This window comes from Streptomyces sp. NPDC025721 (assembly GCF_055558595.1).
Genome location: NZ_JBVHMF010000034.1, coordinates 31,268 through 56,643, shown reverse-complemented (window position 1 = coordinate 56,643; position 25,376 = coordinate 31,268). Strand labels below are relative to the sequence as shown.

25 protein-coding genes and 1 pseudogene are annotated in these 25,376 nt (G+C 71.4%); 15 read left to right on the top strand and 11 right to left on the bottom strand.

The genetic code is table 11. The features are described 5' to 3' along the window. Nucleotides 1–88 precede the first annotated feature (88 nt). The 4 genes and pseudogenes from ACZ4EF_RS32970 to ACZ4EF_RS32955 form a co-directional block, all read left to right on the top strand. Entirely contained in the window at nt 89–235 is a 147-nt protein-coding gene (locus ACZ4EF_RS32970) for a hypothetical protein (protein ID WP_401722454.1), read from the top strand. A 722-nt stretch (nt 236–957) separates the two neighbouring features. Then, the gene (locus ACZ4EF_RS32965; protein WP_467507797.1) at nt 958–1,395 is read left to right on the top strand and encodes a hypothetical protein; all 438 of its coding nucleotides are present in this window, start codon (nt 958–960) and stop codon (nt 1,393–1,395) included. A 263-nt stretch (nt 1,396–1,658) separates the two neighbouring features. Then, nucleotides 1,659–2,339: a class F sortase gene (locus ACZ4EF_RS32960; protein ID WP_355345724.1), complete on the top strand. Its 681-nt coding sequence runs from the start codon at nt 1,659–1,661 to the stop codon at nt 2,337–2,339. Nucleotides 2,340–2,449: 110 nt separating this feature from the next. After that, nucleotides 2,450–4,033: pseudogene (locus tag ACZ4EF_RS32955) on the top strand (oleate hydratase); the annotation flags it as partial. A gap of 215 nt (nt 4,034–4,248) precedes the next feature. Here ACZ4EF_RS32955 and ACZ4EF_RS32950 read toward each other — a convergent pair. Next, the gene (locus ACZ4EF_RS32950) at nt 4,249–4,701 is read right to left on the bottom strand and encodes an anthrone oxygenase family protein (protein WP_391162103.1); all 453 of its coding nucleotides are present in this window, start codon (nt 4,699–4,701) and stop codon (nt 4,249–4,251) included. 81 nt (nt 4,702–4,782) lie between these two features. Here ACZ4EF_RS32950 and ACZ4EF_RS32945 point away from each other — a divergent pair, with 81 nt between their 5' ends. From ACZ4EF_RS32945 to ACZ4EF_RS32920, 6 genes are all read left to right on the top strand, one after another. Then, on the top strand, nt 4,783–5,502 hold the full coding sequence (locus tag ACZ4EF_RS32945; RefSeq protein WP_355345715.1) for a TetR/AcrR family transcriptional regulator: 720 nt from the start codon (nt 4,783–4,785) through the stop codon (nt 5,500–5,502). A gap of 143 nt (nt 5,503–5,645) precedes the next feature. After that, nucleotides 5,646–5,777 (top strand): putative leader peptide, encoded by a 132-nt coding sequence (locus ACZ4EF_RS32940; protein WP_355345712.1) that lies wholly within the window; start codon nt 5,646–5,648, stop codon nt 5,775–5,777. A 224-nt stretch (nt 5,778–6,001) separates the two neighbouring features. After that, complete coding sequence (locus ACZ4EF_RS32935; protein ID WP_355345709.1) at nt 6,002–7,045, top strand: amino acid ABC transporter permease; 1,044 nt, start codon at nt 6,002–6,004, stop codon at nt 7,043–7,045. A gap of 17 nt (nt 7,046–7,062) precedes the next feature. Continuing rightward, nucleotides 7,063–7,815: an amino acid ABC transporter ATP-binding protein gene (locus ACZ4EF_RS32930; RefSeq protein ID WP_355345777.1), complete on the top strand. Its 753-nt coding sequence runs from the start codon at nt 7,063–7,065 to the stop codon at nt 7,813–7,815. A gap of 118 nt (nt 7,816–7,933) precedes the next feature. Further along, nucleotides 7,934–8,935: an ABC transporter substrate-binding protein gene (locus ACZ4EF_RS32925; RefSeq protein WP_467507794.1), complete on the top strand. Its 1,002-nt coding sequence runs from the start codon at nt 7,934–7,936 to the stop codon at nt 8,933–8,935. 144 nt (nt 8,936–9,079) lie between these two features. Then, entirely contained in the window at nt 9,080–9,529 is a 450-nt protein-coding gene (locus ACZ4EF_RS32920; RefSeq protein ID WP_467507792.1) for an NUDIX domain-containing protein, read from the top strand. Nucleotides 9,530–9,552: 23 nt separating this feature from the next. Here ACZ4EF_RS32920 and rpsN read toward each other — a convergent pair whose 3' ends face one another. The 5 genes from rpsN to ACZ4EF_RS32895 form a co-directional block, all read right to left on the bottom strand. Continuing rightward, nucleotides 9,553–9,858, bottom strand: coding sequence for a 30S ribosomal protein S14 (gene rpsN / locus ACZ4EF_RS32915; RefSeq protein WP_391045451.1), 306 nt, complete (start codon nt 9,856–9,858; stop codon nt 9,553–9,555). Next, nucleotides 9,858–10,094 (bottom strand): 50S ribosomal protein L28, encoded by a 237-nt coding sequence (gene rpmB / locus ACZ4EF_RS32910; protein ID WP_467507790.1) that lies wholly within the window; start codon nt 10,092–10,094, stop codon nt 9,858–9,860. Before rpmB ends, rpsN begins: the two co-directional genes overlap by 1 nt. Nucleotides 10,095–10,340: 246 nt before the next feature. After that, the gene (locus ACZ4EF_RS32905; RefSeq protein WP_391045445.1) at nt 10,341–11,156 is read right to left on the bottom strand and encodes an SAM-dependent methyltransferase; all 816 of its coding nucleotides are present in this window, start codon (nt 11,154–11,156) and stop codon (nt 10,341–10,343) included. Nucleotides 11,157–11,212: 56 nt separating this feature from the next. After that, nucleotides 11,213–11,452, bottom strand: a complete 240-nt coding sequence (locus ACZ4EF_RS32900; RefSeq protein ID WP_317452483.1) for a DUF397 domain-containing protein — start codon at nt 11,450–11,452, stop codon at nt 11,213–11,215. Nucleotide 11,453: 1 nt separating this feature from the next. Next, nucleotides 11,454–12,335 (bottom strand): helix-turn-helix domain-containing protein, encoded by an 882-nt coding sequence (locus tag ACZ4EF_RS32895; RefSeq protein ID WP_402712028.1) that lies wholly within the window; start codon nt 12,333–12,335, stop codon nt 11,454–11,456. Nucleotides 12,336–12,579: 244 nt separating this feature from the next. Between ACZ4EF_RS32895 and ACZ4EF_RS32890 the strand changes: the two genes are divergently transcribed. Next, nucleotides 12,580–13,143: an ATP-binding protein gene (locus ACZ4EF_RS32890; RefSeq protein ID WP_401722425.1), complete on the top strand. Its 564-nt coding sequence runs from the start codon at nt 12,580–12,582 to the stop codon at nt 13,141–13,143. Next, a complete protein-coding gene (locus ACZ4EF_RS32885; protein WP_355345684.1) occupies nt 13,140–13,613 on the top strand; it encodes a hypothetical protein in 474 nt (157 codons plus the stop codon). The genes ACZ4EF_RS32890 and ACZ4EF_RS32885 overlap by 4 nt, the downstream gene beginning before the upstream one ends. 83 nt (nt 13,614–13,696) lie before the next feature. On the opposite strand, the gene ACZ4EF_RS32880 is transcribed toward ACZ4EF_RS32885, so the two are convergent. Together ACZ4EF_RS32880 and ACZ4EF_RS32875 are read right to left on the bottom strand one after the other, a co-directional pair. After that, entirely contained in the window at nt 13,697–15,694 is a 1,998-nt protein-coding gene (locus tag ACZ4EF_RS32880) for a hypothetical protein (protein ID WP_467507786.1), read from the bottom strand. A gap of 257 nt (nt 15,695–15,951) precedes the next feature. Beyond that, nucleotides 15,952–17,574 (bottom strand): hypothetical protein, encoded by a 1,623-nt coding sequence (locus tag ACZ4EF_RS32875; protein ID WP_467507784.1) that lies wholly within the window; start codon nt 17,572–17,574, stop codon nt 15,952–15,954. Nucleotides 17,575–17,911: 337 nt separating this feature from the next. On the opposite strand from ACZ4EF_RS32875, the gene ACZ4EF_RS32870 reads away from it, so the two are divergent. Beyond that, nucleotides 17,912–18,427, top strand: coding sequence for a hypothetical protein (locus tag ACZ4EF_RS32870; protein WP_355345675.1), 516 nt, complete (start codon nt 17,912–17,914; stop codon nt 18,425–18,427). Nucleotides 18,428–18,533: 106 nt separating this feature from the next. On the opposite strand, the gene ACZ4EF_RS32865 is transcribed toward ACZ4EF_RS32870, so the two are convergent. After that, on the bottom strand, nt 18,534–19,970 hold the full coding sequence (locus tag ACZ4EF_RS32865; protein WP_467507783.1) for an MFS transporter: 1,437 nt from the start codon (nt 19,968–19,970) through the stop codon (nt 18,534–18,536). 190 nt (nt 19,971–20,160) lie between these two features. On the opposite strand from ACZ4EF_RS32865, the gene ACZ4EF_RS32860 reads away from it, so the two are divergent. Continuing rightward, nucleotides 20,161–20,850 carry a TetR/AcrR family transcriptional regulator gene (locus tag ACZ4EF_RS32860; protein WP_467507781.1) on the top strand — a complete coding sequence of 230 codons (690 nt, stop codon included), beginning with the start codon at nt 20,161–20,163 and terminating at the stop codon, nt 20,848–20,850. Nucleotides 20,851–20,871: 21 nt separating this feature from the next. Here the strand turns inward: ACZ4EF_RS32860 and ACZ4EF_RS32855 are convergent, their stop codons facing one another. Continuing rightward, on the bottom strand, nt 20,872–21,765 hold the full coding sequence (locus ACZ4EF_RS32855; RefSeq protein WP_467507779.1) for a MurR/RpiR family transcriptional regulator: 894 nt from the start codon (nt 21,763–21,765) through the stop codon (nt 20,872–20,874). Between the two features lie 89 nt (nt 21,766–21,854). Then, nucleotides 21,855–23,600 (bottom strand): serine hydrolase domain-containing protein, encoded by a 1,746-nt coding sequence (locus tag ACZ4EF_RS32850; protein WP_467507777.1) that lies wholly within the window; start codon nt 23,598–23,600, stop codon nt 21,855–21,857. A gap of 205 nt (nt 23,601–23,805) precedes the next feature. Between ACZ4EF_RS32850 and ACZ4EF_RS32845 the strand changes: the two genes are divergently transcribed. Continuing rightward, on the top strand, nt 23,806–25,014 hold the full coding sequence (locus ACZ4EF_RS32845; protein ID WP_391162083.1) for a M20 metallopeptidase family protein: 1,209 nt from the start codon (nt 23,806–23,808) through the stop codon (nt 25,012–25,014). The last annotated feature ends 362 nt before the right edge of the window (nt 25,015–25,376 follow it).

The following is a 25,376-nucleotide window of genomic DNA, read 5'->3' as shown; positions in this document are numbered from 1 at the left end:
GCCCGCGCCTCCAGGTGCCGCCACATCGCCGACACGTTGAACCCCGCTCCCCGGCCCGCGGCTGGACGCCCTGCACGCGCTGAGCGCCGTGCTGGACCTTGGCCACGCCTTCTTCGCCCCCGCCGGGCTGCCGCGGGACCGCCTCGCGGCCCTGCGCGACGCCTTCCTCGCCTCGACGCCCGCCGCCTTGGTGAGCGTGACGCCGAAGTCGTCGGAGCAGAAGACGCCGCCGTAGCCGCCGCGCCAGATCCGGCCGCGCCGGTTCGGATCGGCCACGACGGCGCGGTAGACGTCGTCCTTGCGCAGCCCCTTCCAGTGCCCGCCGCCGTCGGTGGTGGTCCAGCCGCCGACGGAGTCCAGCCGCTGGTAGCCGACTACTGGCAGCTGTGCTGGCAGCGGGCCGCCCCGCTGAACGCCCCGGCCGAGGACCCGCCGGCCGGGGAGGACCGGCTGGTGCTGTCGCTGCTGGTCGGCGGCCCTGAAGGACGAGGCCATCGCCCGTCAGCTCGGCTGGTCCATCCGTACGATGCGCCGCCGGATGAGCGGCCTGGACGGACGTCTCGGGGTCACCAACCGCTTCCAGGCCGGGGTGGTCGCGACCCGGCGCGGCTGGATCCGACCGGCGGTCGCATGCGCCGGGAGCGGAGGCCGGGCTCACGGCCGGGTGCGGGCTCGGGTACGGGGTCGGATGCCGCCTGGATACGAGGCCGGACGCGTGCCCGCGCGGACTCACCCATTCGGCGATCCGAGTGACGGAGCGTCGGGCGGAGCCGCGATACCACGCTGACCTGTGGAATTGCCGCATGTCGAGCGCGACACGCTGCCGGATGCCGCCAGAAGTGACGGGTTGTCAGCAGGCGCGGTGCCCGGCCGCCGGGTTGCCTCGGAAGGGCGAGCACGGATTTCCCCCGTTGCGGTGCACCGGCATCCGCGTCCGGACTCGCTGGAGGATCACTCATGCGTTCGATCAACACGCTTCTGGGCACCGCCGTTCTCGGTGCGAGCATCGCGCTGGCCGCTCCTGCCGCTCACGCCGCCGCGCTGCCGCAGACCACGGCCGAGTGCACCAAGGCGGTGGCCGCCGCCGACAAGGCGCAGGCCGACTACGACGCCGCGCTGGCGGACTACAAGAAGCAGGTCGCGGCGGGCGGCCACCCCGGCACCGCCGAGCAGGACAACCTCTCCGCGCTGGAGAACCAGGTCAACGTCACGGCCTCCGACGCCTCGCGCGTCTGCCCGGACGCCAAGGTCCCGTCCGGCACCGTGCACACCGGCATCGGCAGCACGAGCGAGGGCGGCAACACCACCGAGATCGCGCTCGGCGCCGGTCTGCTCGGTGTCGTCGGCGCGGGCACCCTCGTACTGCGCCGCCGCCGCGCCGGTGGCCAGGTCTGACGAAGGTCCAACGCGAGGTCGCCGACGCGGGGCGCGCAGCCCTGACGCAGCCCTGACGCGGTCCTGGTCACCGGCCGTCACGGCCTCGCCGGCCCGCCGCGGTCGCACCCGTGCCCCGTACCCCGTGGTCGTACCGCGCGGTGCGGGGCCGCGCCCCGGCGCCTTCTCGCCGCGTCATCCGATTGGCCGCTTCCCCCGGCAGGCCGCGTCTTTCGGCAGCCCGAGCCGCCTCACCCGTACGTGACGTCAGACAGGCAGACCCCGTGGACCACAACGCCCCCGCAGGCAGCGGCCTGCTCCGCCGTATCGCGCTGACCGTGCTGACGACGGTCGCGGTGTCCGTTGGGATCACCCTGATCAGCAACGGTGCCCAGTCGCAGACGCCCCCGCCGCAGCCGGGCGCAGCCCAGGCGTTCGCGGCGCAGGACGACACGCCGAGCCCCGCGCCGACGCGGCCCGGCGTCCCGGCGATCACGGTGCTGCCGCCCTCGGTGCCGACCGAGGTCCGGATTCCCTCCATCCGCCTCGACGCCCCGGTGACCGGCCTCGACCTGCGACAGGACGGCCACCTCGACGCGCCGCCGGACGACAACCGGAATCTGGCGGGCTGGTACCGGGGCGGTACGGCGCCCGGAGCCGTCGGCACCGCGATCCTCGCCGGTCACGTCGACACCCGGCAGGGCTCCGCCGTCTTCTACAACCTCGGCGCGCTCAAGAAGGGCGCCGCCGTCGAGGTGGACCGCCAGGACGGCCGTACCGCCCTGTTCACGATCGACGCCATCGAGGTCTACGCGGCCAAGGACTTCCCGAACAACAAGGTCTACGGCCCCGCCTCCCGGCCGGAGCTGCGCCTGATCACCTGCGGCGGCGGATTCGACAAGAAGCGGCAGCAGTACCTGGGCAATGTCGTCGTCTACGCCCACCTGACCGGGGCCCGCCTCTGAGGCCGTGACGTGCCCGGCGTACCTGCTCCGACGTACCTGCGCGACGCACCGACCAACACCGACGCACTGACCAACACCGACGCACCGAACGTTCCGACGTAACGAACGACACCGATCGAGGAGTGGCTGTGGCCAAGGCATATCTGGTGGGAAGCGGAATCGCGTCGCTCTCGGCGGCGGCGTTCCTGATCCGCGAGGGCGGATTCACGGGCTCCGACATCGTGATCCTGGAGGAGCAGGACCGCGAGGGCGGCAGCCTGGACGCGGCGGGCACGCCCGAGAGCGGCTACACCATGCGCGGCGGCCGGATGTTCGAGGTGCACTTCGACTGCACCTATGACCTGCTGTCCTCCGTCCCCTCCCTCGACGACCCCACCAAGTCCGTCACCGAGGACACCTTCGCCTTCCACGAGGACTTCGCCTGGAACGACCACGCCCGGCTGGTGGACGCGGAAGGGAAGGTGATCGACGCGCACTCGATGACCTTCTCCGAGCGCGACCGGCTGGAGTTGGTGGCGTGCGTGGCGACCCCGGAGAAGCTGCTGGACGGCAAGCGCATCGCGGACTGCTTCCACGAGGAGTTCTTCCACACCAACTTCTGGGCGATGTGGTGCACCACCTTCGCCTTCGAGCCCTGGCACAGCGCGATCGAGTTCCGCCGCTATCTGAACCGCTTCGTGCACCTGTTCAAGACCTTCGACAGCATGTCGGGGATCTACCGCACGCGGTTCAACCAGTTCGACTCGATCGTGCGCCCACTGATGAAGTGGCTCGCCGACCAGGGCGTCGTCGTGCAGTTGGGCACCCGCGTCACCGATCTGCGGCTCGCGCCGGGCGACGAGCTCACCGTGGAGGCCATCACCTGGGTGCGCGGCGGCGCGACCGAGGAGACGGCGGTCGGCCCCGACGACCTGGTGATGGTCACCAACGGTTCGATGACCGCGAACTCCACCCTCGGCGACACCGACACCGTGCCCGTCCTGGACACCACGAGCACCGCCGGGTCCTGGGCGCTGTGGGAGACGCTGGCCGCCAAGCGCCGCGGGCTCGGCGACCCGAAGGTGTTCGACTCCTCCGTCAAGGACTCCACCTGGGAGTCGTTCACGGTCACGACCAAGGACCCGCTCTTCTTCGAGCTGATGGAGGAGTTCAGCGGCAGCGAGGCGGGCAAGGGCGGCCTGATCACGTTCAAGGACTCCACGTGGCTGCTGACCATCGTCCTCAACCACCAGCCGCACTTCCGTGAGCAGCCCGAGGACACGTACGTCTGGTGGGGTTACGCGCTCTTCCCCGACCGGGAGGGCGACTTCGTCGGCAAGCCGATGGCGCGGTGCACCGGCCGCGAGATCCTGGACGAGGTCCTTCAGCACCTGCGGTTCGCCGAGCGCCCGCGCATCCTGGACGACTCGATCGTGATCCCGGCGATGATGCCGTACATCACCAGCCAGTTCCTGGTCCGCTCCGCGGGCGACCGCCCCCAGGTGGTCCCCGAGGGTTCCACCAACCTGGCCTTCATCGGGCAGTACGCGGAAGTGCCCGACGACGTCGTCTTCACCGTGGAGTACTCGGTGCGCACCGCGTGGACCGCCGTGGCGGGACTGCTCGGTCTCGAGCGGCAGCCCCCGCCCGTCCACAAGGGCGGCCACGACCCGAAGGTGCTGATCGAGGCGGTGCAGACGCTCCACCGCCGCTGACGCCGCTGACGCCGCTGACGCCGCTGACGCCGGTCAGGCGGGGCCGGGCTCGCGCTGCGCGTCGTCCAGGGCGCGGAGGCGTTCGAGCGCGGGGACGGCGGCGGCCAGCGCCGCCGCCTCGTCGGGGGGCAGCCGGTCGATGAGCCGGGCGAAGACTTCGACACTCGACCGGCGGCGCTCGGCCAGAACCGGCGTGCCGTACCGAGAACGAGCGCTCAGTAGACCGCGGCGACCAGTACGAGAGCGACCCCGGTCACCGACGCGCCTATGCGTACGAGGTGGAAGCGGCCCCAGCGGTCCCGGAGCTCCTGCCAGTCGTCGGGAAGGGTGTCGACCGTCCAGCTCCCGATGCGCGTGACGATCGGGACCTCGACGGCTGCCGTCACCACCAGGGCGACGACGAACAGCGCGAGTGCCGCCAATGTGAGGAAGAACGTGCGGCGGTGCCCGTCGTAGGACAGCACCAGGACGGGAACCGCGGACAGCAGCGCCGCGGGCATGAGCACGGTCATCACCTGGGCCATGTTCCGGCTCAGCCTCCGCACGAGCGGCAGCATGAAGTCCGGCTCGAAGCGCGGCATGGACCGGGTGAGGGCGAGCCAGGGACCCCAGAACATCCCCGAGACCGCGGCCGACAGAAGGATGTTGACCAGTTGCCAGGTCTTCATGGTGATGCGCCTCCCCTTAGTTACCGTCACTGTAAATTTACAGTAGCAGAATAAATTATGCTCCCGCACTATGCTGTGCACATGAGCAGGGGCACGGTGAACTGGACGGTGCTGCGCGCGCCCGCCGCGGGGGAGCCCGAGGGTGAGGGGCTGCGCGAGCGCAAGAAGCGCCTGATGCGGCAGCAGCTCTCCGACGCGGCGACGCGGATGTTCGTGGAGCGCGGCTTCGACGCCGTACGGGTCGCCGAAATCGCCGAGGCGTGCGGGGTGTCGGAGAAGACGGTCTTCAACTACTTCCCGACCAAGGAATCGCTGATCCTGGACCTGCCGCAGGCGACCGCGGCCTCGCTGGAAGTGGCGCTCTCCGACCCCGCGCCCGGCTTCTCACCGGTCGCGGCGGCGCTGCGGGTCCTGGCCGACGAGTTGGCGAGCGTCACCTCCTGGCTCGCCGCCCAGGACGACCGGGCCGGCGCCGCCGCGGACTTCCGTCGCTTCGGCGCGCTCATCCACTCGACCCCCTCGCTGCGCGCCCAGCAACGGGAGATCCGCGACGAACTCGTCGCCGTCACCGCAGGACTGCTCGCCCGCAGGACCGGCGCGGAGCCCGGCGACCCGGAGCCGCAGATCACGGCCACCGCACTGCTCGGGCTGTGGCCCGTGCAGTTCCGCAGCCTCGGCCGCCACCTCGACGGGACCCGGACGCCCGGCCAGGTGCGGGACGCGGTCACCGTCGACGTTCACCGTGCCGCGAACCTCATCGACGCCGGACTGCGGACGTTCGGGGCGCCGGACGCCGGATAACGCCGGGTCGGCCGTACGGGACGGCGCTTCATGCGTGTCCCGCGTGCGATCTCCGTCACTCGCGCGGGCATTGTCCCCACGGCACGGGCCGGTTACCGTGATTGCTGTTTTCCGGCAGGACCGACGCGAGAGAGGGGACGGGCATGCGCGGCGCACACGACAGCGGCGGCACACCCCGCCCCGGCGGGTCCTTCCAGCTCCACGTGGCCAGGCGCCACGTCGACCTGCTGCGCGTGAGCAGCGCCCTGTGTCCGGAAACCCTCCCGGCCCGCTGACCGTCCAGGAGCCCGCAGGTCCGCACGTCCCGTCGGGACGTCGACCCCGCTTCCCGCACGGCGGCGCGTAGCCGTTCGCCGACGCGCGCCCGCACACCCCCGCACACCCCCGCGCGCTCGCCCTCCCCGCCGCCGTTTCCCGACGTCAACCCGCCCGCAGCACGGGGCCGTTGACGCCGTACGCGCGCTGCCGCGACCGCACATCCAGACGGGAAGCACCGATCATGGAGCACCAGGACACCTTCCAGCGCCTACGCGCTGTGCCCGAAGACCCCCCACCACCGGCCGAACCGGGGAAGACCCGCGCGCCGCGCGCCCTCGACCGCCGCCCCACGGACGACGAATTGCTCGCCGCCAGGCTCGTACCACTGCGCAGGCCGGGCCAATGGGTCTCCGCGCTGGTCCTGTTGGTGCTGTTCGCCATGCTGGTGCACACCCTGCTGACCAACAAGCGGTTCCAATGGGGCACCGTCGGCGACTACTTCCTGCGCGGATCGATCCTGCACGGCCTGGAACTCACGCTGTGGCTGACGGGCGCCGTCATGGCCAGCGGCTACCTCCTCGGCATCGGCATCGCCGCGATGCGCCTGTCCCGCAACCCCGTCCTGCGCGCCCTGAGCTTCGGCTACGTCTGGCTGCTGCGCTCGGTGCCGCCGCTGGTGCAACTCCTCTTCTGGTACGAACTCGCCTCGCTGTACCCGCGGATATCGCTCGGCATCCCCTTCGGCCACGAATTCGTCACCGTCAAGACCGCCCACCTGTTCAGCGGCATCCTCGCCGCCTACGTCGGCCTCACCCTCGACGTGGCCGCCTTCTCCTCCGAGATCGTCAGGGGCGGCATCCTGTCCGTCGACCCGGGACAGAGCGAGGCCGCGCAGGCGCTCGGCCTCGGCAACGGCCGGATCTTCCGCAAGATCGTGCTCCCGCAGGCCATGCCCGCGATCATCCCCGCCTCCGGCAACCTGCTGATCGGCATGCTGAAGGCGACCTCCATCGTGAGCGTCATCGCCGTCCAGGACCTGCTGTATTCGGCCCAGTTGATCTACAACCAGAACTTCCTCATCATGCCGCTGCTGCTGGTGGCCACCGTCTGGTACGTCATCCTCACCACGCTGCTGTCGATCGGCCAGTTCTACGTCGAGCGGTACTACGCGCGCGGCAGCGGTCGCGGTGGCGGCGGTGGTCCCAAGCGCGGCTTCTGGGAGGTCACCCGCGCCAACATCCCCGTGTTCGGCCGGACCAGGACCGACCTGGCGGGTCTGTCATGACCGACGACGGACGCCCGCTGGTCAGGATCCGCGGCCTGCGCAAGAGCTTCGGCACGCAACTCGTCCTCGACAGCGTCGACATGGATGTCCACGAGGGCGAGGTGACCGTCCTGCTCGGCCCCTCCGGCTCCGGGAAATCCACGCTGCTGCGCTGCGTCAACCACCTGGAGCGGCCCGACGCGGGCTTCGTCGAGGTCGGCGGCGACATCGTCGGCTACCGGCCGGGCCGCGGCCGACTGCACGAACTGCGCGCCCGCTCGATCACCCGGCAGCGCGCCCATGTCGGCATGGTCTTCCAGCAGTTCAACCTCTTTCCGCACATGACGGTGCTGGAGAACATCACGGAAGCGCCGGTCGCGGTGCGCGGCGTGCCGCGCAAACAGGCGGCGGTCCGGGCGCGCGCCCTGCTGGAACAGGTGGGGCTCGGCGGACGCGAGGACTCCTACCCCCGGCAGATGTCCGGCGGTCAGCAGCAACGCGTCGCCATCGCCCGCGCGCTCGCGATGGAGCCGAGACTGCTGCTCTTCGACGAGCCCACCAGCGCCCTCGACCCCGAACTCGTCGGCGACGTCCTCGCCGTGATGAAGGACCTCGCGGTGAGCGGGATGACGATGATCGTCGTCACCCACGAAATCGGCTTCGCCCGCGAGGTCGCCGACACCGTCGCCTTCCTCGACGGCGGCCGGATCATCGAGTCGGGGCCGCCCGCCGACGTCCTCGCCGACCCCCGCCACCCCCGGGCGCGGTCCTTCCTCGCGGCCGTCCTGTAGCGCCGGTCCCGCATCGCCCCCGCACTCCTCCAATTGACGCTCGCCGTCGCGCGGTTCACGCCAGGCCGCGCACACACCTGCCCGCACTCGTCTCGACCCCGCTGCGAAAGGCACCCCCGTGACCACCGAAAGACGCCCCGCCCGCCGTCTCCCGCGGCCGGCCGCCGCCACGCTCGCCGCCGTCATCGGCCTCGCCCTGCTGACCGCCTGCGGTGACTCGTCCGACGACTCGGGCACGCCGAAGTCCCGGGCAGCCGGCGCCACCTCGTCGTCGTCCGCGTCGGCCGGATCGACCGCCATCCCGACCGAGGACGTCGTCTCGGGCATCGCGGCCGACCCCGCGCTGACGGCGGAGCTGCCCGCCGCGGCGAAGAGCAGCGGCACGCTCACCCTGGGCACCACCCGCGCGCCGGGCGTCACCGGCCTCCCGCACGGCGGCGAGAGCGAGGACGGCACGCCCATCGGCCTCGACGTCGACCTGCGCAACGCCGTCGGCAAGGTGCTCGGCATCACGTGGAAGGTGCAGTACGGCACCTTCCCGACCGTCATCCCCGGTGTGCAGAACGGCCGGTACGACGTCGGCCAGGACAACTTCGGTGTCACCAAGGCCCGCGTGGAGGTCGTGGACTTCGCGACCTACCTCAACGACGGCCAGTCCTTCCTCGGCGCCGAGGACGTGCCCGTCGACTCGGTCACCCAGCTCACCGACCTCTGCGGGCTGACCGTGGCGACCAGCCCCGGCTCCACCTTCCAGCAGATCCTCACCGACGGCGCCTCGAAGTGCTCGGGCGCCGGGAAGAAGCCGTACAAGGTGCAGTACTTCACCGACTCCGCCCCCATCTTCCTGGGGCTGGCGAACGGCAAGGTGGACATCTACTTCGGCCCGACGCTGGCACTGAAGTACGACGCCACGCATGTGCCCCACACGAAGTACCTCGGCCAGATCAGCACCACGCCGGTCGGATTCGTGACGGCGAAGGGCTCACCGATCGGCAAGGCGCTCAGCGACGCCGTGAACAAGCTGATCGCCGACGGCACCTACACGAAGATCTTCGCGAAGTGGGACGTGCCCGGCACGGGCATCACCAAGTCCGAGGTCAACCCGGCGGCCACTTTCTGAGACCCGCCGCCCTCGACCGCGCCCGCCTCCGGCGGCGCCCGGACCCCGTGCCCGAGCGGCACGGGGTCCGGGCCGCGCGGCCCCGCACGACGATCACACCGGCTGACCTCCGCGTGCTACGGTCCCGCGAAGTCCCTTCGCCCCATGAGGATTTCCATGCCGTATCAGCCGCCTGTGTGGCCGGTGTCCGTCAAGGCCGTGGTGCTCGACGCGCGTGGCCGTGTCCTGCTGTCGAGGAACGACCGCGAGGAGTGGGAACTCCCCGGCGGGCACCTGGAGTCGGGCGCCGAGCAGACCGGACGACGGCCCGACGACAGCCCCGAATCCGCCGTCGAACGCCAGGTGCTGGAGAGGACCGGCTGGCTGGTCGAGGCCGACGGCCTCATCGACGACGGGGTGTGGATCCACGAGACCGCGCCCGGCCGTCGCGTCCTGGTCGTCACATACGGCTGTTCGCTGCTGCCGCCCGACCAGCCGCCGCCGACGGCCGAGGAGCACAAGGAGTCCGCGCTCTTCCCGCTCGACAGCATCCCCGAGCTGAACATGCCCAGCTCCTACAAGCGCGCCATCTACGCCTGGACACACGGAAGTTGAGCTGAGGCGCGAGGGAGGGACAGCTACCAGCTCGATTTGCGCACGCCCGGCAGGAACCCCGCGTGCGCCTGCTCGCGCAGCCGGACCCGTGAGATGCCGAAGGCGCGGAAGTAGCCGCGCGGGCGGCCGTCCACCGCGTCCCGGTTGCGAACCCGGGTGGCGCTCGCGTCGCGCGGCTGTCGGCCCAACTCGGCCTGCGCGGAGGCACGTTCGCCGGGCGTGGTGGCGGGGGAGGCGATGATTCGCTTCAACTCGGCCCGGCGTGCCGCGTATCGGGCGACCACCGCCTGACGCTGCTCGTTCTTCGCGATCTTGCTCTTCTTGGCCATCAGACCTTCTCCCCGCGGGCGCGCAGCCGGGCGACGGCCGCCTCGACGCCGATCCGGTCGACGGTCTTGATGCCCTTCGTGCTGAGCGTCAGCCGGACGAAGCGGCCCTCGGAGGCCAGCCAGTAGCGCTTGCGCTGGATATTGGGGTCGAAGCGGCGCGGTGTGCGCCGATGGGAGTGGGAGATGGCGTTGCCGAAACCGGGCTTGCGCCCGGTGAGCCGGCAGTGGGCGGACACGGTGCCTCCAGGGCGGTTGCGGACTCGCGAGGGCCCGCGACGGCCCGGACGACCGCCGCCGATGCCCCGGCGACCGGCCCCACCGTACCTTAATGGAAACGAATGTCATTACGTCGGGCTCCCGGCTCCCGGCTCCCGGACTGCCGCACTGCCCCCTGTCCGGGACGCGGCAGCGCCCCCCTGAAACGCGTCGCGGCCCGGCCTCCGGCGTCACCGGAGACCAGGCCACAGGGGAACGGGAGGCGATCAGGGCTTACGGGCGACCGCTCCGTACATCGCGATCTGCTCGTCCCGCACCGCGGGGTCGACGGAGTCGTCCGGCCGCCAGCGGTGCACCTGCGTGATGCCCGGCTCCACCAGCTCCAGGCCCTCGAAGTACGCCTGCGCCTCGCTGAGATTCCGCAGCCGCATCGGCATGCCGCGCGCGGTGTACTCGGCGTTCACGCGCCCGACCTCCTCCGGCGCGAAGTCGTCCGTGCCGATCGACATCGCGAGGTAGCTGCCGGACGGCAGCGGGTCCAGCAGGCGGTGGACGATGCCGAGCGGGTCGTCCTCGTCCATGATCAGGTGGACGATCGCGATGAACGTCAGGCCCACCGGCTTGCCGAGGTCGATGGTCTCGCGGAACTGCGGCGAGCCGAGGATCGCGGCGGGGTCCCGCATGTCCGCCTCGATGTACTCGGTCCGCCCCTCGGGAGTGCTGGAGGACAGGCCCGCCGAGAGCGTGAGCACGATCGGGTCGTTGTCCACGTACACCACCCGCGACTCGGGGGCGATGGACTGCGCGACCTCGTGCACGTTCGGCCGGGTCGGTATGCCGGTGCCGATGTCGACGAACTGCCGGATGCCCGCCTCCTGCGCCAGGTAGCGCGTGGCGCGGTGCATGAACTTCCGGTTCTCCAGCATGTGCGGCACGATCGACGGCCACACCTCCACCATCGCGTCGCCCGCCTCGCGGTCGGGAGGGTAGTAGTCCTTGCCGCCGAGGATGTAGTCGTACACCCGTGCCGGGTGCGGGTTCTTGGTGTCGATACGGTCGGCCGGCCAGCCGTTCTCGGGCACGCGGTCCTCCGGATTTCCTTGTCGATGTGCGGTGGTGCCGCTGGCGCGGCCTGGCGTCACTGCTGGAGCAGGAAGTCGGCGTCGCCCGCCTTGGTGCCCCGGATGAAACTCTCGATCTCCCGGCGGTTGTAGATCAGTGCGGGGCCGCCCGGATCGGTGGACTGGCGCAGCGCCACCCGGCCGTCGGGCAGCTTCATCGCCTCGACGCACGCTCCGCCGGCATCGTCGCTCCACGGCTTGTGCCAGCCGTGGGGCCCGAGGTCGGCGGCACTCATGCCGTTGCGAATGTGATCCACGTCAGAGCTCCTTGCGTAGGGCACCCAGCAGTGCCTTGGTCTTCTTCTCCTGCGCCGCCTGGGCGGCGAGCCGGTCCATGGCCTCGCGGTACGCGGCGACCTCGTCCTGCTTGTCGAGGTAGGTCGACCCGATCAGGCCGCCGAGATAGACGACATCGGGCAGTTCCGCGGCCTCGAACCGGAAGAGCTGGAAGGCCCCCGCGCGGGTCGCCGGGTGCGGCCCGTTGGTGAAGGGCATCATCTGAAGGCGTACGTTCGGCAGTTCGCCGATCTCCAGCAGATGGTCGATCTGAGCGCGCATCACCTTCGGTCCGCCGACCGGCCAGTGCAGCACCGTTTCGTCCATCACCGCCCACAGCAGCGGGGGTTGGGCACGGGTCAGGATCTGCTGCCGGGTCAGCCGCAGGGCGACCCTGCGGTCGATGTCCTCGGCCGACGCCTGCGGGTCGCCCGCGGTGAGCAGCGCGTGCGCGTACTCCTCGGTCTGGAGCAGGCCGGGGATGAACTGCGCCTCGTACGCGCGGATGTGGACCGCCGCCTGCTCCAGGCTGAGATAGGCGCCGAACCAGTCGGGCATCACGTCGCGGTAGGTGTGCCACCAGCCGTGCTTGTTGGCCTCGCGGGCGAGTTCGAGGAAGGTCTCGATTTCGGCCGTTTCCGTGATGCCGTAGGTGCGCAGCAGCTTCTCGACGTCGGACAGCCGCAGCCGTGCCACCTTGGCCTGTTCCATCCGGCGGATCGTCGAATGGCTCACCCCGATGACCTCGCCGGCCTGCTCGAATGAGACGCCGGCGCGGGATCTGAGCTCCTCCAACTGGCGTCCCAGTATCATCCGCAGCACCGTAGGAGGGCCGCCGCCCCACCCATTGTCGGTGGCCGCCATTGCTACCTCCCCGTGCGAATGTTCAGTGCTCGCCGCAGTGTGCCATGTTGCCCCGCAGTCTCCCGCCGCCCTGGCTCATTCTGCGAATTGCACTTTGTGGCTTGCGAGTTGAGGGTAGCAGCACCATAGTTGGAGTCGACGGCGTAGCCGATCACCATGATGACTACGTTGTCAGGAACCGCCACGCGCCCGGTCGTCCTCAGCCGTCGTCATCGCGGAAGCACCGACACAGGCAGTGACGCCGATGGTCGAGCCCGGCAGTGATGCCGCCGAGCGCGCAACCGCGACCCCACATACGCGGCCCCCACGAGAGGTGACGGCCATGGCAGCATTAACGGGTCTCCGAACCCCACCGATCACGTCATCGCGCCCGAGCGGCGATGTGTACGCCGTCTTCCGTCTCGCCGCCCGCCGGACCTCCGTGAGCGCCGCCCGCCACGAGGCCCGCGCGGAACTCGACCGCTGGGGCCTGCCCGAGGGCGTCCGTGACGACATCGTGCTGGTCGTCTCCGAGCTGGTCACCAACGCGATCGTGCACAGCCTCAGCGACAGCGTGACCTGCCATCTGCGCGGCGGCGGTCCCGAGGTCTACGTCGAGGTCGGCTCCGAGGGGCGCAGCGCGTCGCGGCACGACGCCCGGCCGCCGGACGAGGGGGGCCGCGGGCTGGTCGTCGTGGAGGCCCTGAGTACGACCTGGGGGATCAACGTCCCCTCGCCCGGAGCCGGTTGGACGGCCTGGGCCACCTTCACCGTGCCCGCCGCCCCGGCCGACGACGCGTCGGCCACGTACTCGGAGGACCCCCGATGAAGCGTGTCCCCCCGGCCGGCCGTCGCTCCGCCCTGCCGCCCCGGGGCACCCGCCTCGACTGGCTCGCCCCCCGCGTGGACGGGCCTCCGGCCGCCAGGGAACGGATCCATGTCCCGACCACCGCAGACTTCCCGCCGGGACTGGCCTGCGACGTGGTCGAGACGTCCGCGGAGCACGGCATGCGGATCCTCGGCTGCCTGCCCAGCTCCGGCTGCGTCCTCACCAACGGACGGCAGTGGTCGTGGATCGTGCCGACCGGCTCCGACATCGACGTGGAGTGGCCGTCCTCCACCCGCTACCTGGTCGACGCGGCCGTGCTGGTGCCCGCGTACGAGACGCTGCCCGACGTGTCCGGCGGCCACGACGTCATCCACCCGCCGGACCAGGCCGTGCCGTACACGCACCCGATCCTGCTGTACTTCGCGGCCTGCTGCATCGCCGGGGTGCAGCCCGCCATGACCGTCGAGTAGCGGCCCCGACTGGCGGCCCGGAACGGCACGGGGCCTGCCCGGAGCCGCCGCGCGGGCGGTCCGGGCAGGCCGTGGGTGACAACTCAGCGGACCGTGAAGGGGAGCTGGACGGTCTTGCCGTTCACCAGCACTTCGGCGGCCATGATGCCGACGGTCTTCGGGTCGCGCACGGTGAAGTCGAGCGCGAAGGTACCGTCGAGACCGATGACGCGCAGCACCGAGGAGTCGGAGCTCTGGGCGCCGTTGGCGCGGCGCCCGGACACGACGACCGTGGCGACGGGGGCGAAGTTCCGCCCGCTGACCAGTACGGAGGTGCCGACCGGTCCCGCGGCCGGACTGAGCGAGTAGGCGGGAGCGGGCGGGGCCGTGCTGCCGTTGACGGCGAAGGCGGCGGTCGCGGTGTGCCCGTTGATCAGCCACTCGTGCGCGTAGAGCGCCACCGTGGCCGGGTCGTTGACCGTGAAGGTCTGCGACCAGGTGCCGTCCAGGCCGATGATCTTGGTGGCGTAGCTGTCGGAGGTGCGGGAACCGTCCGCCTTGAGCCCGTCGATCTCCACCGTGGCGACCGGCGCCCAGCCCTGGCCGACGACCGTGACCTTGGTGTGCGCGGGACCGGAGGCGGGGCTGAGCGTGATGAACGTCGTGGCGACGGACAGCGGCGCGAGGACGTGGATCGAGCCCGCGGTGACCTGCACCTGGTAGGAGCCCTTGGCGACGGATTTCGCCACGGTGACCGAGCCGGAGAGCTTTCCGTCGGAGGCGATGCTCAGGCTGCTCGACGAGACGGACGCGGTCGAGCACGCGGTGCCGTCCGCGGCGCAGAGCGCGGCGGTCGGGGTGGTGCCCGCGGGCCAGCCCGATCCGGTGAGCGTCGCCGCGTGGCCGGGAAGGACGGTCGGGGTGGTGGCGCTGAGCGTCACGGCGGTGGTGGTGACGGTGAACGGTACGGTGACGCTGGTCCCGGCCGTGCCGCTCTCGTCGGCGTAGACGGCCACCAGGTCGGCGCTGTCGATGGTGAAGTCGGTGCTGAACGTGCCGTCGGGCAGGCTCTGTACGTAGACCGCGTCGTCGAGGGCGTTCCCGGCGGCGTCGAGTCCCCAAATGTTGATCCACTGGTCCTGGCGGAAGTTGTGACCCACGACGGTGATCACCGTGCCGACCACGCCGTTGTTCTGGGACAGCGTCATCGTTCTCGGACCGGTGGGCGCGAACGCCTTGACCGTCAGTGGCGCGTTCGCGTGGGTCGTGCCGTCGTCGACCTGGATCTGATACGAGCCGTCGGCCACGGTGTTGGCGTCGGCGAGCGTCGCGGTGCCGGTGAGGATGCCCGAACTGTCGATGGCGAGGGTGTTGGACGTGAAGTCGGCCGGGTTGCAGCCCGCGCCGTTGGCGTCGCACAGCGACACCGTCGGAGTGCCGCCGGCCGTCCAGCCGCCGCCCGCGAGGTCGATCGCGGTGTGCGGCCGGACCACTCCGGTGGGCCCGGACAGCGACGCGCCGCTGCCCGCTCCCTGCGCGGTGACCGTGCCGACCGGTCCGCCGCCCGCGGTGATCACGCAGGGCGTCTGGTACGTACCCCCGAGGACCACGGTGCTGGTGAGGGTACGGGTCGGCGTGAAGGTGATGGCCCCCGAGGCGTTGGCGGGCAGGTAGATGTCACCCTCGTACGGGGGAACGACGACGGGCTGCCCCGAGGGGTAGTTCATGTTCACCGTGGGGCCGGTGACCGTCACGGTACCGGTGGCGCCGCCGGACATCGCCAGGTCCATGGAGGGCGTGGTGGGCACATTGGACAGCGAGGTGCCGGGGATGGCCGGGCTGGCGCCGAGGGTGACGGTGACGTGCACCTTGCCGCCGGGGGTGACGACGGCCGGGGTCAGGGTCACCGTCATCGACTGCGGCCCGGTGGCGTCGCCCTGACCCGCCGGGAGCGTGCAGTGCACGGTCGGGTTGATGGTCGCGGCCCGGGCCGTCGTCGCGGAGGTCAGACCCGCGCCGACGAGGGCGAGCACCGCGACGGCGCCCGTGGCGATTCTTGCCCGCCAGCCCCGTCCGGGCCTGCGGTGGAAGGGTGGGAACATCTGCTGCGCCGCCTTTCGGGCATGGCAGACCCCTCCCTGAGCCTGGGCACGGGAGGGGTCCGGGAAGAGGGAGAAGGCCCGCGGGGTGGGGTCCCGGGGAATGAGTCCGCGGGGGGTGGGCCCCGGGGGAGAAGGAGCGGGGGTCGGGTCCGGGCCGTTCCTCCCCCGGGAGATGGGCCCGGGAAATGGGCCCGGGGGAGGAACGGATCAGGAGGAGGGACGTCGGAGTCGGTTGGTGCGGAACGGGGACGTGGCGCTCAGGTGAGGGTGAGTGTGAGGATCGCGCTGTAGTCGCCGGGCGCCGTCACCGCGGGGAGCCGCAGGTCCATGTCGGCGTTGACCTTCACGGTTCCGCCGACGACCTTCTCGCCGCCGGCCGCGGTGAGTTGGCACAGCGTCGCCGCGGTGCTGCCCAGCGGGCCCGGCGTGCCCGGTGCGGGCGTGCCGACGCTCTGCGAGCTTCGGACGCAGTCGGGTGTCCAACGGACGGCCGAGGCGGGGATGGTGTTCTGACCCGAGGTCAGGTCGGTGAGCGTGCCGGTCAGGGACCAGCCGAGGTCGACGCCGCGGGAGTCCACGACGGTGACGGTGTTGAGCGCGCTGGTGGCGGTCTGGGACCGTCCGGTCAGGGGGATGGTGCCGAAGTCGACGGTGTCCCCGGACTGGGTCATCTGGAGATTGCCCGCGGTGACGGTGGCGCTGATCTTCTGGGTGGCCGTCGCGCCGCCGCTGTCGCCCACGGTGAACTTCACGTTTACGTCGGAGCCGTCCGCACCGCTCTCGTCGGTGTGGATCGCGGTGGTGGCGGGGTCGTTGACGGTGAACTCGGCGGTGAAGGTGCCGTCGGGTGTGCTGACCGGGTACACGGCGTCGTCGGCGGTCTGGTTGCCGTCGGCGTCCACCCCCCAGACGTTGATGTACTCGTCCTGGTGGAAGTTGCGGCCGCTGACGGTCACCACGGTACCGAGCGGGCCGTGGTCGGGCGAGAGCGTGACGCTGCGGGCGCCCGTGGGCACGAACGCCTTGACGGTGAGGTCGGCGGTGGCGTGCTTGGCGCCGTCGCTGACCTGGACCTGGTAGGAGCCGTCGGCGATCACGGACGACGCGGCCAGCGTCGCGCTCCCCGAGAGGGCGCCGGACGAGTCGATCGCGAGGGTGTCGGAGGTGAAGCGGGACGGGTCGCAGCCCAGTCCCTGCGCGTCGCACAGCGAGACCACGGGGGTGCCCCCCGCGGTGAATCCGCTGCCGCTCAGCGCGACCGAGGTGCTGGGACGTACGGCCGAGGCCGGGGCGGTGAGCGTGGTGGCCCCACCGCCGCCGCCCTGCACGGTGACCGTGCCGATGCCGCCGCTGCCCGAGACGATGTCACAGGGCGTCTGGAAGGTGCTGCCGAGCACCACCGTCTGCGTGTTCATCTTCAACGGCGTGAACGTCACCGGTCCCGACGCGTCCGAGGGGACGAAGAAGTCCCCTCCGTAGGGCGGGATGACGATCGGCGCGGGCGCCGCCGGGATGTCCACGGGAACGGTCGGGCCCGTCACCGAGACCGTCCCGGTCGCCCCGCCCGACATGGTGAAGTAGATGCTCGGCGTGGTCGGTACGGCGGACAGCGCGAGCGGGCTGGTCGCGGGCGAGGGTCCGAGGGTGACCTCGGCGTGCACCTTGCCGCCCGGCGCGACCGTGGCCGGGGTGAGGGTCACCGAGACGGACTGCGGCCCGGTGTTCTCACCCTGTCCGGCGGGCAGCACGCAGTGCACGGTCGGGGTGACCGTGTCCGCGTGCGCCGCGGGGGCGGCCAGCGTGCAGGCCGCGGCCAGGGCCAGAGCCGGCACCGCCGCCCGCGCGAGGCGCCGTAGAGAGAACTGCCCTGCATGATGCAACGCGTGCCTCCTGACTCCGGGACGCATACGTGTATATGACGGTGCGTCAGGTGCTGGTTCCAGGGCATTGCGACAGTGCGGGACGCAGAAGTCAATGCGAACCCGCCGGTAACCTCGCGGTGTGGGGCCGCCGTTCGCACCGGGCGACGCCGGCCGCGGGTCAAGCCGCGGGTCACGTCGTCCCGTGGCGCTTGACTCTTCAAGGTCATGGGGCTTCACTCCCGACCAGCGCGCCGGGCCGGACAGCGGGTAGTCACTCGACAACGGGATGTCAAGGGTGCCTGTGCGAGGTCGTCCCCCGGCGCACCCTCACCCTGCTTGATTGGAGTGCTTTGCCATGTCCAGATCCAAGCGCATGGGGACGATCGCCGTCCTCAGCGGCGGCGCACTGTTCGCCGGTCTGACCCTCGCCCCGCACGCGGTCGCCGTCACCCCGGCCACCGCCACCGCCAGCTACAACTGCGGCACCTGGGGCAGCGGGACGGCCACGCTGACCGCCACCGACTCCGGCGGCGTCAAGAAACTGAAACTGAGCTCCTCCACGATCACGGTCCCGGCCGGCACCACGGTGCCGCCGAACAGCATCACCACGACCATCAAGGTCAAGAAGAACGGCTCGACCGAGGTCGACTTCTCCGGCACCGTGAACCCCGCGATGACCGGCGCCGTCACCCTCGGCCCGCTCCCGCAGTCCACCGGCACGCTCGCCGCCGGTGACAAGACCGACTCCTGGGTGCTGTCCGGCACGCCGAGCGCCACCAACTGGTCGGTCAAGATCGTCACCACGTCGCCCTCGGTGACCACCGTCTACTGCATCGCCACCAGCGCCCAGTCCACCGCGTTCACCTGGTAGCGGTTCACCTCGTCGTACGGGATTCGCCCGGCGCGACTCGGTACGCGGCACGCACGGCGGGACCCCGCCCCCCAAGGGAGCGGGGTCCTCGCGGCGGCCTGACCCGCTAGTGGCCGGTCTCCTCGGGGGCGCGCTTGGGCATCAGCGCGACCGCGGGCAGGCACAGCAGGCTGAGCCCCAGGACGACGGCGAGGCTGATCTTCATGGCGTGGCCGAGGCCGCCGCCCGCGGTCTGGAAGAAGACCGAGGTCACCGCGGCCGAACCGATACCGGCGGCGAGCTGCTGGATCGCCGAGAGCGAGCCGCTGGCGCTGCCCACCTCGTCGGGGCTGATGTCGCCGAGCGCGATGTCGAAGATCGTGCCGTAGCAGGCGCCCATGCCGAGCCCGGTGACGAAGATCGGCGCGGCCAGCGTCCACAGGCCCACGCCGGTGCCCGAGTGGGCGACCAGCGCGAGCAGCCAGCCGCCGCCCGCCAGCAGGATCGCGATGCCGACGAAGATCAGCGTGCGGCCGAGCTTCTTGATCAGCGCCATGCACGCGCCCGCGGCCACGATGATGCCGAGCGTCATCGGCAGCAGGGCGAGTGAAGCGGTGCGCGGCGAGGCGTGCAGGCCCTCCTGGATGAACAGGGACAGTACGTAGATCAGCCCGCTGGTGGTCGCGAAGACCACGAGCCCGACGACCAGTCCCGAGCTGAAGCCGCGGTTGCGCAGCAACGACGCCTTCAGCAGCGGGTCGGCCGCCGTGCTCTGGCGGCGGGCGAATGCCGCGAAGGCCGCCACACCCACGACGAGGGAGAGGACGGGAGTGGCCGTCCAGCCGTTGGTCGAGCCCTCGACCAGGCCGAAGAGCAGGCCGAACATGGTGACGGCGAGCAGACCCGAGCCGATCCCGTCCACGACGACCGCACGGTCTCCGTCGTCGTGCGGGAGCAGCCGGACCGCCAGGACCAGGCCGACCGCGCCGAGGACGAGGTTGATCAGGAAGATCGGCCGCCAGGACAGGCCGAAGAGGTCGGCGTCGATGATGAATCCGGCCAGGATCGGACCGCCGACCGAGGCCAGGCCGAGCAGCGGCCCGAAGAACGCGAACGCCTTGCCGAGCATGTCGCGCGAGAAGGTCTTGGTCATGATCGCCATGCCCTGCGGGATCATCAGGGCGCCGAAGGCCCCCTGCACCACACGGGCGGCGATCAGCAGTCCGGGATCGGGGGAGAGCCCGGCCACGGCGGAGGCGACGGTGAAGCCGCCCATGCCGATCAGGAACATCCGGCGCTGGCCGAATTTGTCGCCGAGCCGCCCGCCGATGACGAGCAGGACGCCCATGGCCAGCATGTAGGAGGAGCCCAGCCACTTGATCAGGCCCTGGCCGCCGTGCAGCTCGGCGCTGATGGTGGGCGCGGCGATGTTGGTGACGGTCGAGTCGATCATGTCCAGGGCGTCGGCGAGCAGCACCAGCCCCAGGATCGCCCACATCAGCCGGGCCGATGTGCTGGTGCCCGCGGGACGGGGCGCGGTCGAAGTCGTGGTCGCGGTGGTCATGGCGGGACCTCCTTCCGGGGTGACGTCGGGTGACGTCCGCTGTGACATTGCGTGATCGAACCGGTCTGTCCGGCCACACCCACCACCGTACACGAACATGTTCGTCGCGAACGCGTTCAGAGCGAACATGTTCGTTCCAGGCGGTGTGATCGCGCCATGGCCGGGCGAACGTGTTCGTTATGCTGAGGCGATGACGCCTGGGAAAGCCGCCCCCATCAGCCGCCGCGACCGGCCCGCCAAACCCGCGCTCTCCCGCGAGGGGATCGTCGGCACGGCGCTGGAGATCATGCGCGCCGAAGGGCTCGACCGCGTCACGATGCGCCGCCTCGCCCAGGAGCTGGACACCGGCCCGGCCTCGCTCTACGTCTACGTGAGCAACACCGCCGAGCTGCGCGCGTACATGCTCGACGACCTGCTCGCCGGACTCGACCTCGGCCCGGTGACCGCGCCAGGGGACTGGCGCGAGCGGCTGTTCACGCTCCTGTGGTCGTACGGCAGGGCCCTGATGGAGTACCCGGGGCTCGCCCAGTCCGCGCTGGTGACCAGGCCCGCGGGCCCCGGTTACCTACGGCTGGTCGACGGCCTGCTCGCGCTGCTGGCCGAAGGCGTCCCCGCGGAGCGGACCGCGTGGGCGGTGGACCTGCTGCTGCACTTCGCGACCTCCACCGCCACCGAACAGGGCACCCGCAGCGTGGCCGACGGCGCGGAGCAGGAGGAGAGCGACCTCGCGAACGCGATCCTCTCCGCCACGCCCGACACCTACCCCCATATCGCCGCCCTCGGCATGGACCTGCTGAGCGGCACCGGCACCGGCCGTCTGAGCTGGGGATTCGACGTCCTGCTCAACGGCATCATCCACACGCCCCGGCCGTCGGCGTAGCAGGTGTTCTCACCCGCCCGGTCACGGCTCCGGCAGCCGGTGGTCGCCGACCGCGTCGTACGTCTCCTTGAGCGCCTTGCGGGCGCTGTCCAGATGGTGCTGGGCGACGCCGATGAACAGGCAGTCGATCACGGTGAGCTGGGCGATACGGCTGGCGGTCGCGCCCGAGCGGAAGGTGGTCTCGGGGGCCACGGTCGTCAGGAGGTGATCGCTGACCGCGTGGATCGGCGAGCGCGGGAAGCTGGTCAGGGCGACGGTCGTCGCGCCGTGCTCGCGCGCCACCCGCAGCGCCTCGACGGTGTCGGCGGTCGCCCCGGTGTGGGAGAGGCCGATGGCCACGTCACCGGGGCCGAGCACCGCCGCCGAGGTGAGCATGATGTGGGTGTCGCTCCACGCGAAGCTCACCCGCCCGATCCGGTGCAGCTTCTGCTGGAGGTCGGCGGCGACCAGGGCGTTGGCGCCGACGCCGTAGATGTCGACGCGGCCCGCCGCCGCGACCGCCGCCACGACGCGGCGCAGCGTGTCGACGTCGAGCTGCCGCGCGGTCTCCTCGACGGCGCGCGCGTCGGCGAAGGCGACCTTGCCGACGACTTCCGACAGGTCGTCGGTCGGCGTGATGTCGCTGCCGAGGTGCCGGTCGTCGCGGGTCTCGGCGCGCGCGGCGTCCGCGGCCAGCGCGATCCGCAACTCCGGGTAGCCGCGCAGGCCCACGGAACGGCAGAAGCGGATGACCGTGGTCTCGCTCGTCGTCGCCGCCTCGGCCAGTTCGGTGATGCTGCTGCGCGCGGCGAGCGCCGGATTGGCCAGCACGGCCGCCGCCACGCGCCGCTCGGCCGGAGCGAGGTCCGGCAGCAGCGACCGGACGCGCGCCAAGGGACTCGCCTCGGGGGATTCGTTGTCGGAACCGGCTGACACGGGGGAAACGTATCCACCGTGATCGTTGGGGTCAACGTGGCCTCGGGCGAGCCCCGGCGCGGGTGAGCGCTCCGCGGCAGACGGACGGATCAGTGCACGGTCCGCCAGGCGCCGGCCGGGGTGAGTCCCGCGGCCCGCAGCAGGTCGTGGTGGCCCGAGGTGACCGACAGCCCCGCGAGGTCGACGCCGCGGCCCTCGTAGACCGGGTCGGTGGCGTACGTCCAGCGGATCAGCGCACCGGCCGCGCCCCGCGGAAGCTCGGCGCGCACCCGCCACCAGGCGCGGACGTCCTGCCCCGACAGCGAGGTCGGGGCGCCGGACGGCGCGCCCTTGCCGGTCACCCGCAGCGGCAGCGGCTGCCAGGTCGTGCCGCCGTCCGTGGAGGATTCGACGGTGAGCGGGTCGGTGGACTCGGTGCTGACGAACGCCGAGAAGTCGATGTCGACCGGTGCCTTCGCGGTGATCGGTCCCGTGGTGAGGGTGCTGGTGGTGCCGCCGCCCTGCCCCGAGTACCACAGCGGGCCGCCGCCGGGGGCCCGGACCGCGATCGCCTGCGCGAGCGCGGTGGCGATGGCCCGGCGCGGCGGATTGGTCGAGGGCGTGTTCCGCGTCGGGTGCACCCGGTTGCTGAGCAGGACGGCGAACGAACGCGACTGCGGGTCGATCACCAGCGAGGTGCCGGTGAAACCGGTGTGCCCGAGGGTGCGCGGACCCGACAGGCCGCCCATGTACCAGATCTGGTCCAGCTCGAAGCCCAGGCCGTGCGAGTCACCGGGGAACGCCTGGTTGAAGTTCTGCTCCATCAGCGTGACGCTGTTCCGGCTGAGGATCCGACGGCCCTTGTACGTACCGCCGTTGAGGATCGTCTGCGCCAGGACGGCCAGATCGTCCACGGTGGAGAAGACGCCCGCGTGGCCCGCGACGCCGCCCATGGCCCACGCGTTCTCGTCGTGCACCTGGCCGCGCACCATGCCGCGCGCCGGGCTGGTCTCGTACTCGGTCGCCGCGATCCTCGGCAGCTTCGCGGCCGACGGGTTGTAGCCGGTGTCGGTCAGCCGCAGCGGTCCCGTGATGCCGTCGCGCACCAGCGTGTCGAGCGGCTTGCCCGTCACCTTCTGCAACACCAGTTGCAGGCTCAGCATGTTCAGATCCGAGTACAGATACGTCGTCCCCGGCGCGTTGATCGGCTTCGCGTCGAGAATCGCCTTCTCGCGGGACGGCAGATCCGGGTAGCCCTGCCACAGGGAGGGGACCGGATCGGCGTCGAACCCCGAGGTGTGGGTGAGCAGTTGCTCGATGGTGACGGCGCCCTTGCCGTTGGTGGCGAACTCCGGCAGGTAGTGCGCCACCGGTGTGTCGAGGTCGATCCGGCCCGCTTCGAGCTGCTGCATGGCCACGATCGAGGTGAACAGCTTCGACAGCGATGCCAGGTCGTAGATGGTGTCGGTACGCGCCGGGACCCGCTGGTCGGCCGGCAACTCGTGGGTGGCGTCGGCGTATTCGACCGCGTAACCGCCCGCGTCGCGCCCCACCACCACGCCGTCGTGGGCCATCAGCGTGGTCGCGCCGGGGAAGAGGTGATTCGCACCCGAGGCGGGGTCCTCCCAGCCCGCCATCTGCCGCTCGAAGGCGTCGATCGGCGCCGCGTCCAGCCCGGCCGACCGCGGGGTGCCCCGGTGCAGGACGGTGTCCGCCGGGGCGAATCCGGAGTACGGCCGGTCGAATTGGCCGCTCCCGCCGTGCTGCGGGGCCGGGGTCGCGTCGGCGCTCCCGGCGAGTACGAGGGAGAGGGAGGCGAGCAGCGCCGCGGCTGCCGTCAGTGCAGGGGTCCGCATGGAAACCTCGTCTGTAGAGGCCGGCTGGATCGGGAGCAGTGGTCGGGAGCGGCAGGGAAGGGACGCCGGGGGAGTGGAAGGATTCCTACCGCATGGCAGCTGGCGTCGGTAAGTTACTCACGCCGCACGCGCGGGTCAACCATTCGACCGGTCAAGGCTGTCGGGCGCGACGAACCCCGCGCCGCCGTCCGGTACCCTCCCACGCATGCCATCAGCACTGGACAGCCAGGAGATCGGCAATATCGCGCAAGAGTTCGACAACGACCTGGTGCTGCTGCGCCGCGACATCCACCGCCACCCCGAGCCCGCGGGCGCCGAGGAACGTACGGCGGCGCTGGTCGCCGAACGGCTGCGGGCCGCGGGCCTCACGGTGACCACCGGCGTCGGCGGCCACGGCGTGGTCGCGGTGCTCGACGGCGCGGGACCGGGACCCACCCTCGCCTACCGCGCCGACATGGACGCGGTGGACGACGACGAGCTGGACGAGCTGTTCGAGAGCGACTTCGCCTCCCTCGTCCCCGGCACCGCGCACCTGTGCGGCCACGATCTGCACACGGCCGTCGGGGTCGGCGTCGCCCAGGTACTCGCCCGGCTGCGCGAGCGCTGGCACGGCCGGATCGTCTTCCTCTTCCAGCCTGCCGAGGAGACGCTGGCCGGAGCGCGGGCCATGATCGAGGACGGCGCCCTGGAACACACACCCCCGCGCGAGGTCTACGCGCTGCACTGCGGGCCGTTCCCGGTCGGCACCTTCGCGGTCATGCCCGGTCACGGACTGCCGGGACAGGACCATTTCCAGGTCGAGTTGACCGGCCCGGACGCCGCGTCCGACGCGCGCCGGATTCTCGACCTGGTGGACGGCCTGTCCACCGTCCGCCTCCCGCGCAACCCCGAGGAGTACGACCGCCTGCTGGCCGACCTCCGCGACCCCGACGGGCCGCTGGCGCGATTCGTCGTCACCTGGCCCGAGTTGACCGCGCTCGACGACGGCAGCCCGCTCGTCCGCGTCTCGCTGCGCGCCTGGCCCGACAGCCGCTACGCCGAGATCCGCGACACCGTACGCGCCGCGGTGGAACCGCTGCCGGGCGCCACGGCCGTCTTCGCGGACGAGCCGTTCCCCGCGATGGTCTGCTCGCCGGAACTGAGCGAGGCCGCGGCGCGGTATTTGCGCGGCGCGCTCGGTCCGGACGCGGTGGAGGTGCTGCACGCCTCCTTCCCCTTCAACGGCGAGGACTTCGCGCTCTTCCTGAACGGTGTGCCGGGCGCGATGTTCTACCTCGGCGTCGCCAATCCGGAGGCCGGGATGAACGGCGCCCCGCACGCACCGGACTTCGCGGCCGACGAGCGGGCGCTGGGGTTCGGCGTCCGCGGCATGGCCGGTTTCCTGCTCAGCCGCCTCGCGGCCGACGTGGCCTGACGGCCCGCCCCCACCCTCGGCGGGAGCGGGCCTCCTCATCGGCCCGACGCCGACGGCGTCCTGCCGGTGGCAGTCGCCGCGGGGCCGACACCGGTCCCGGTGACGGCCGCGACGCTCACGGTGCACGACGTGCCCGGGGTGAGGGCGCCGACGACCACGGCTTCCGCCTGCTGCGCGTCGTCGTGCGCTGAGCCTGACCTGATGCGACGTCAGTGCCCGCCGCGGCACTGCCGGGTTGGGGGGGGGGGGGGGGGGGGCGAACAGCACGCACCCAGTCCTCTTCCCCCCCCCCAAAGTCTTTCCTTTCCTCTCTCAGGCAGGGGAAGAGCCCAGATCACCTCACCAGACGTGCCGTTTGTGGA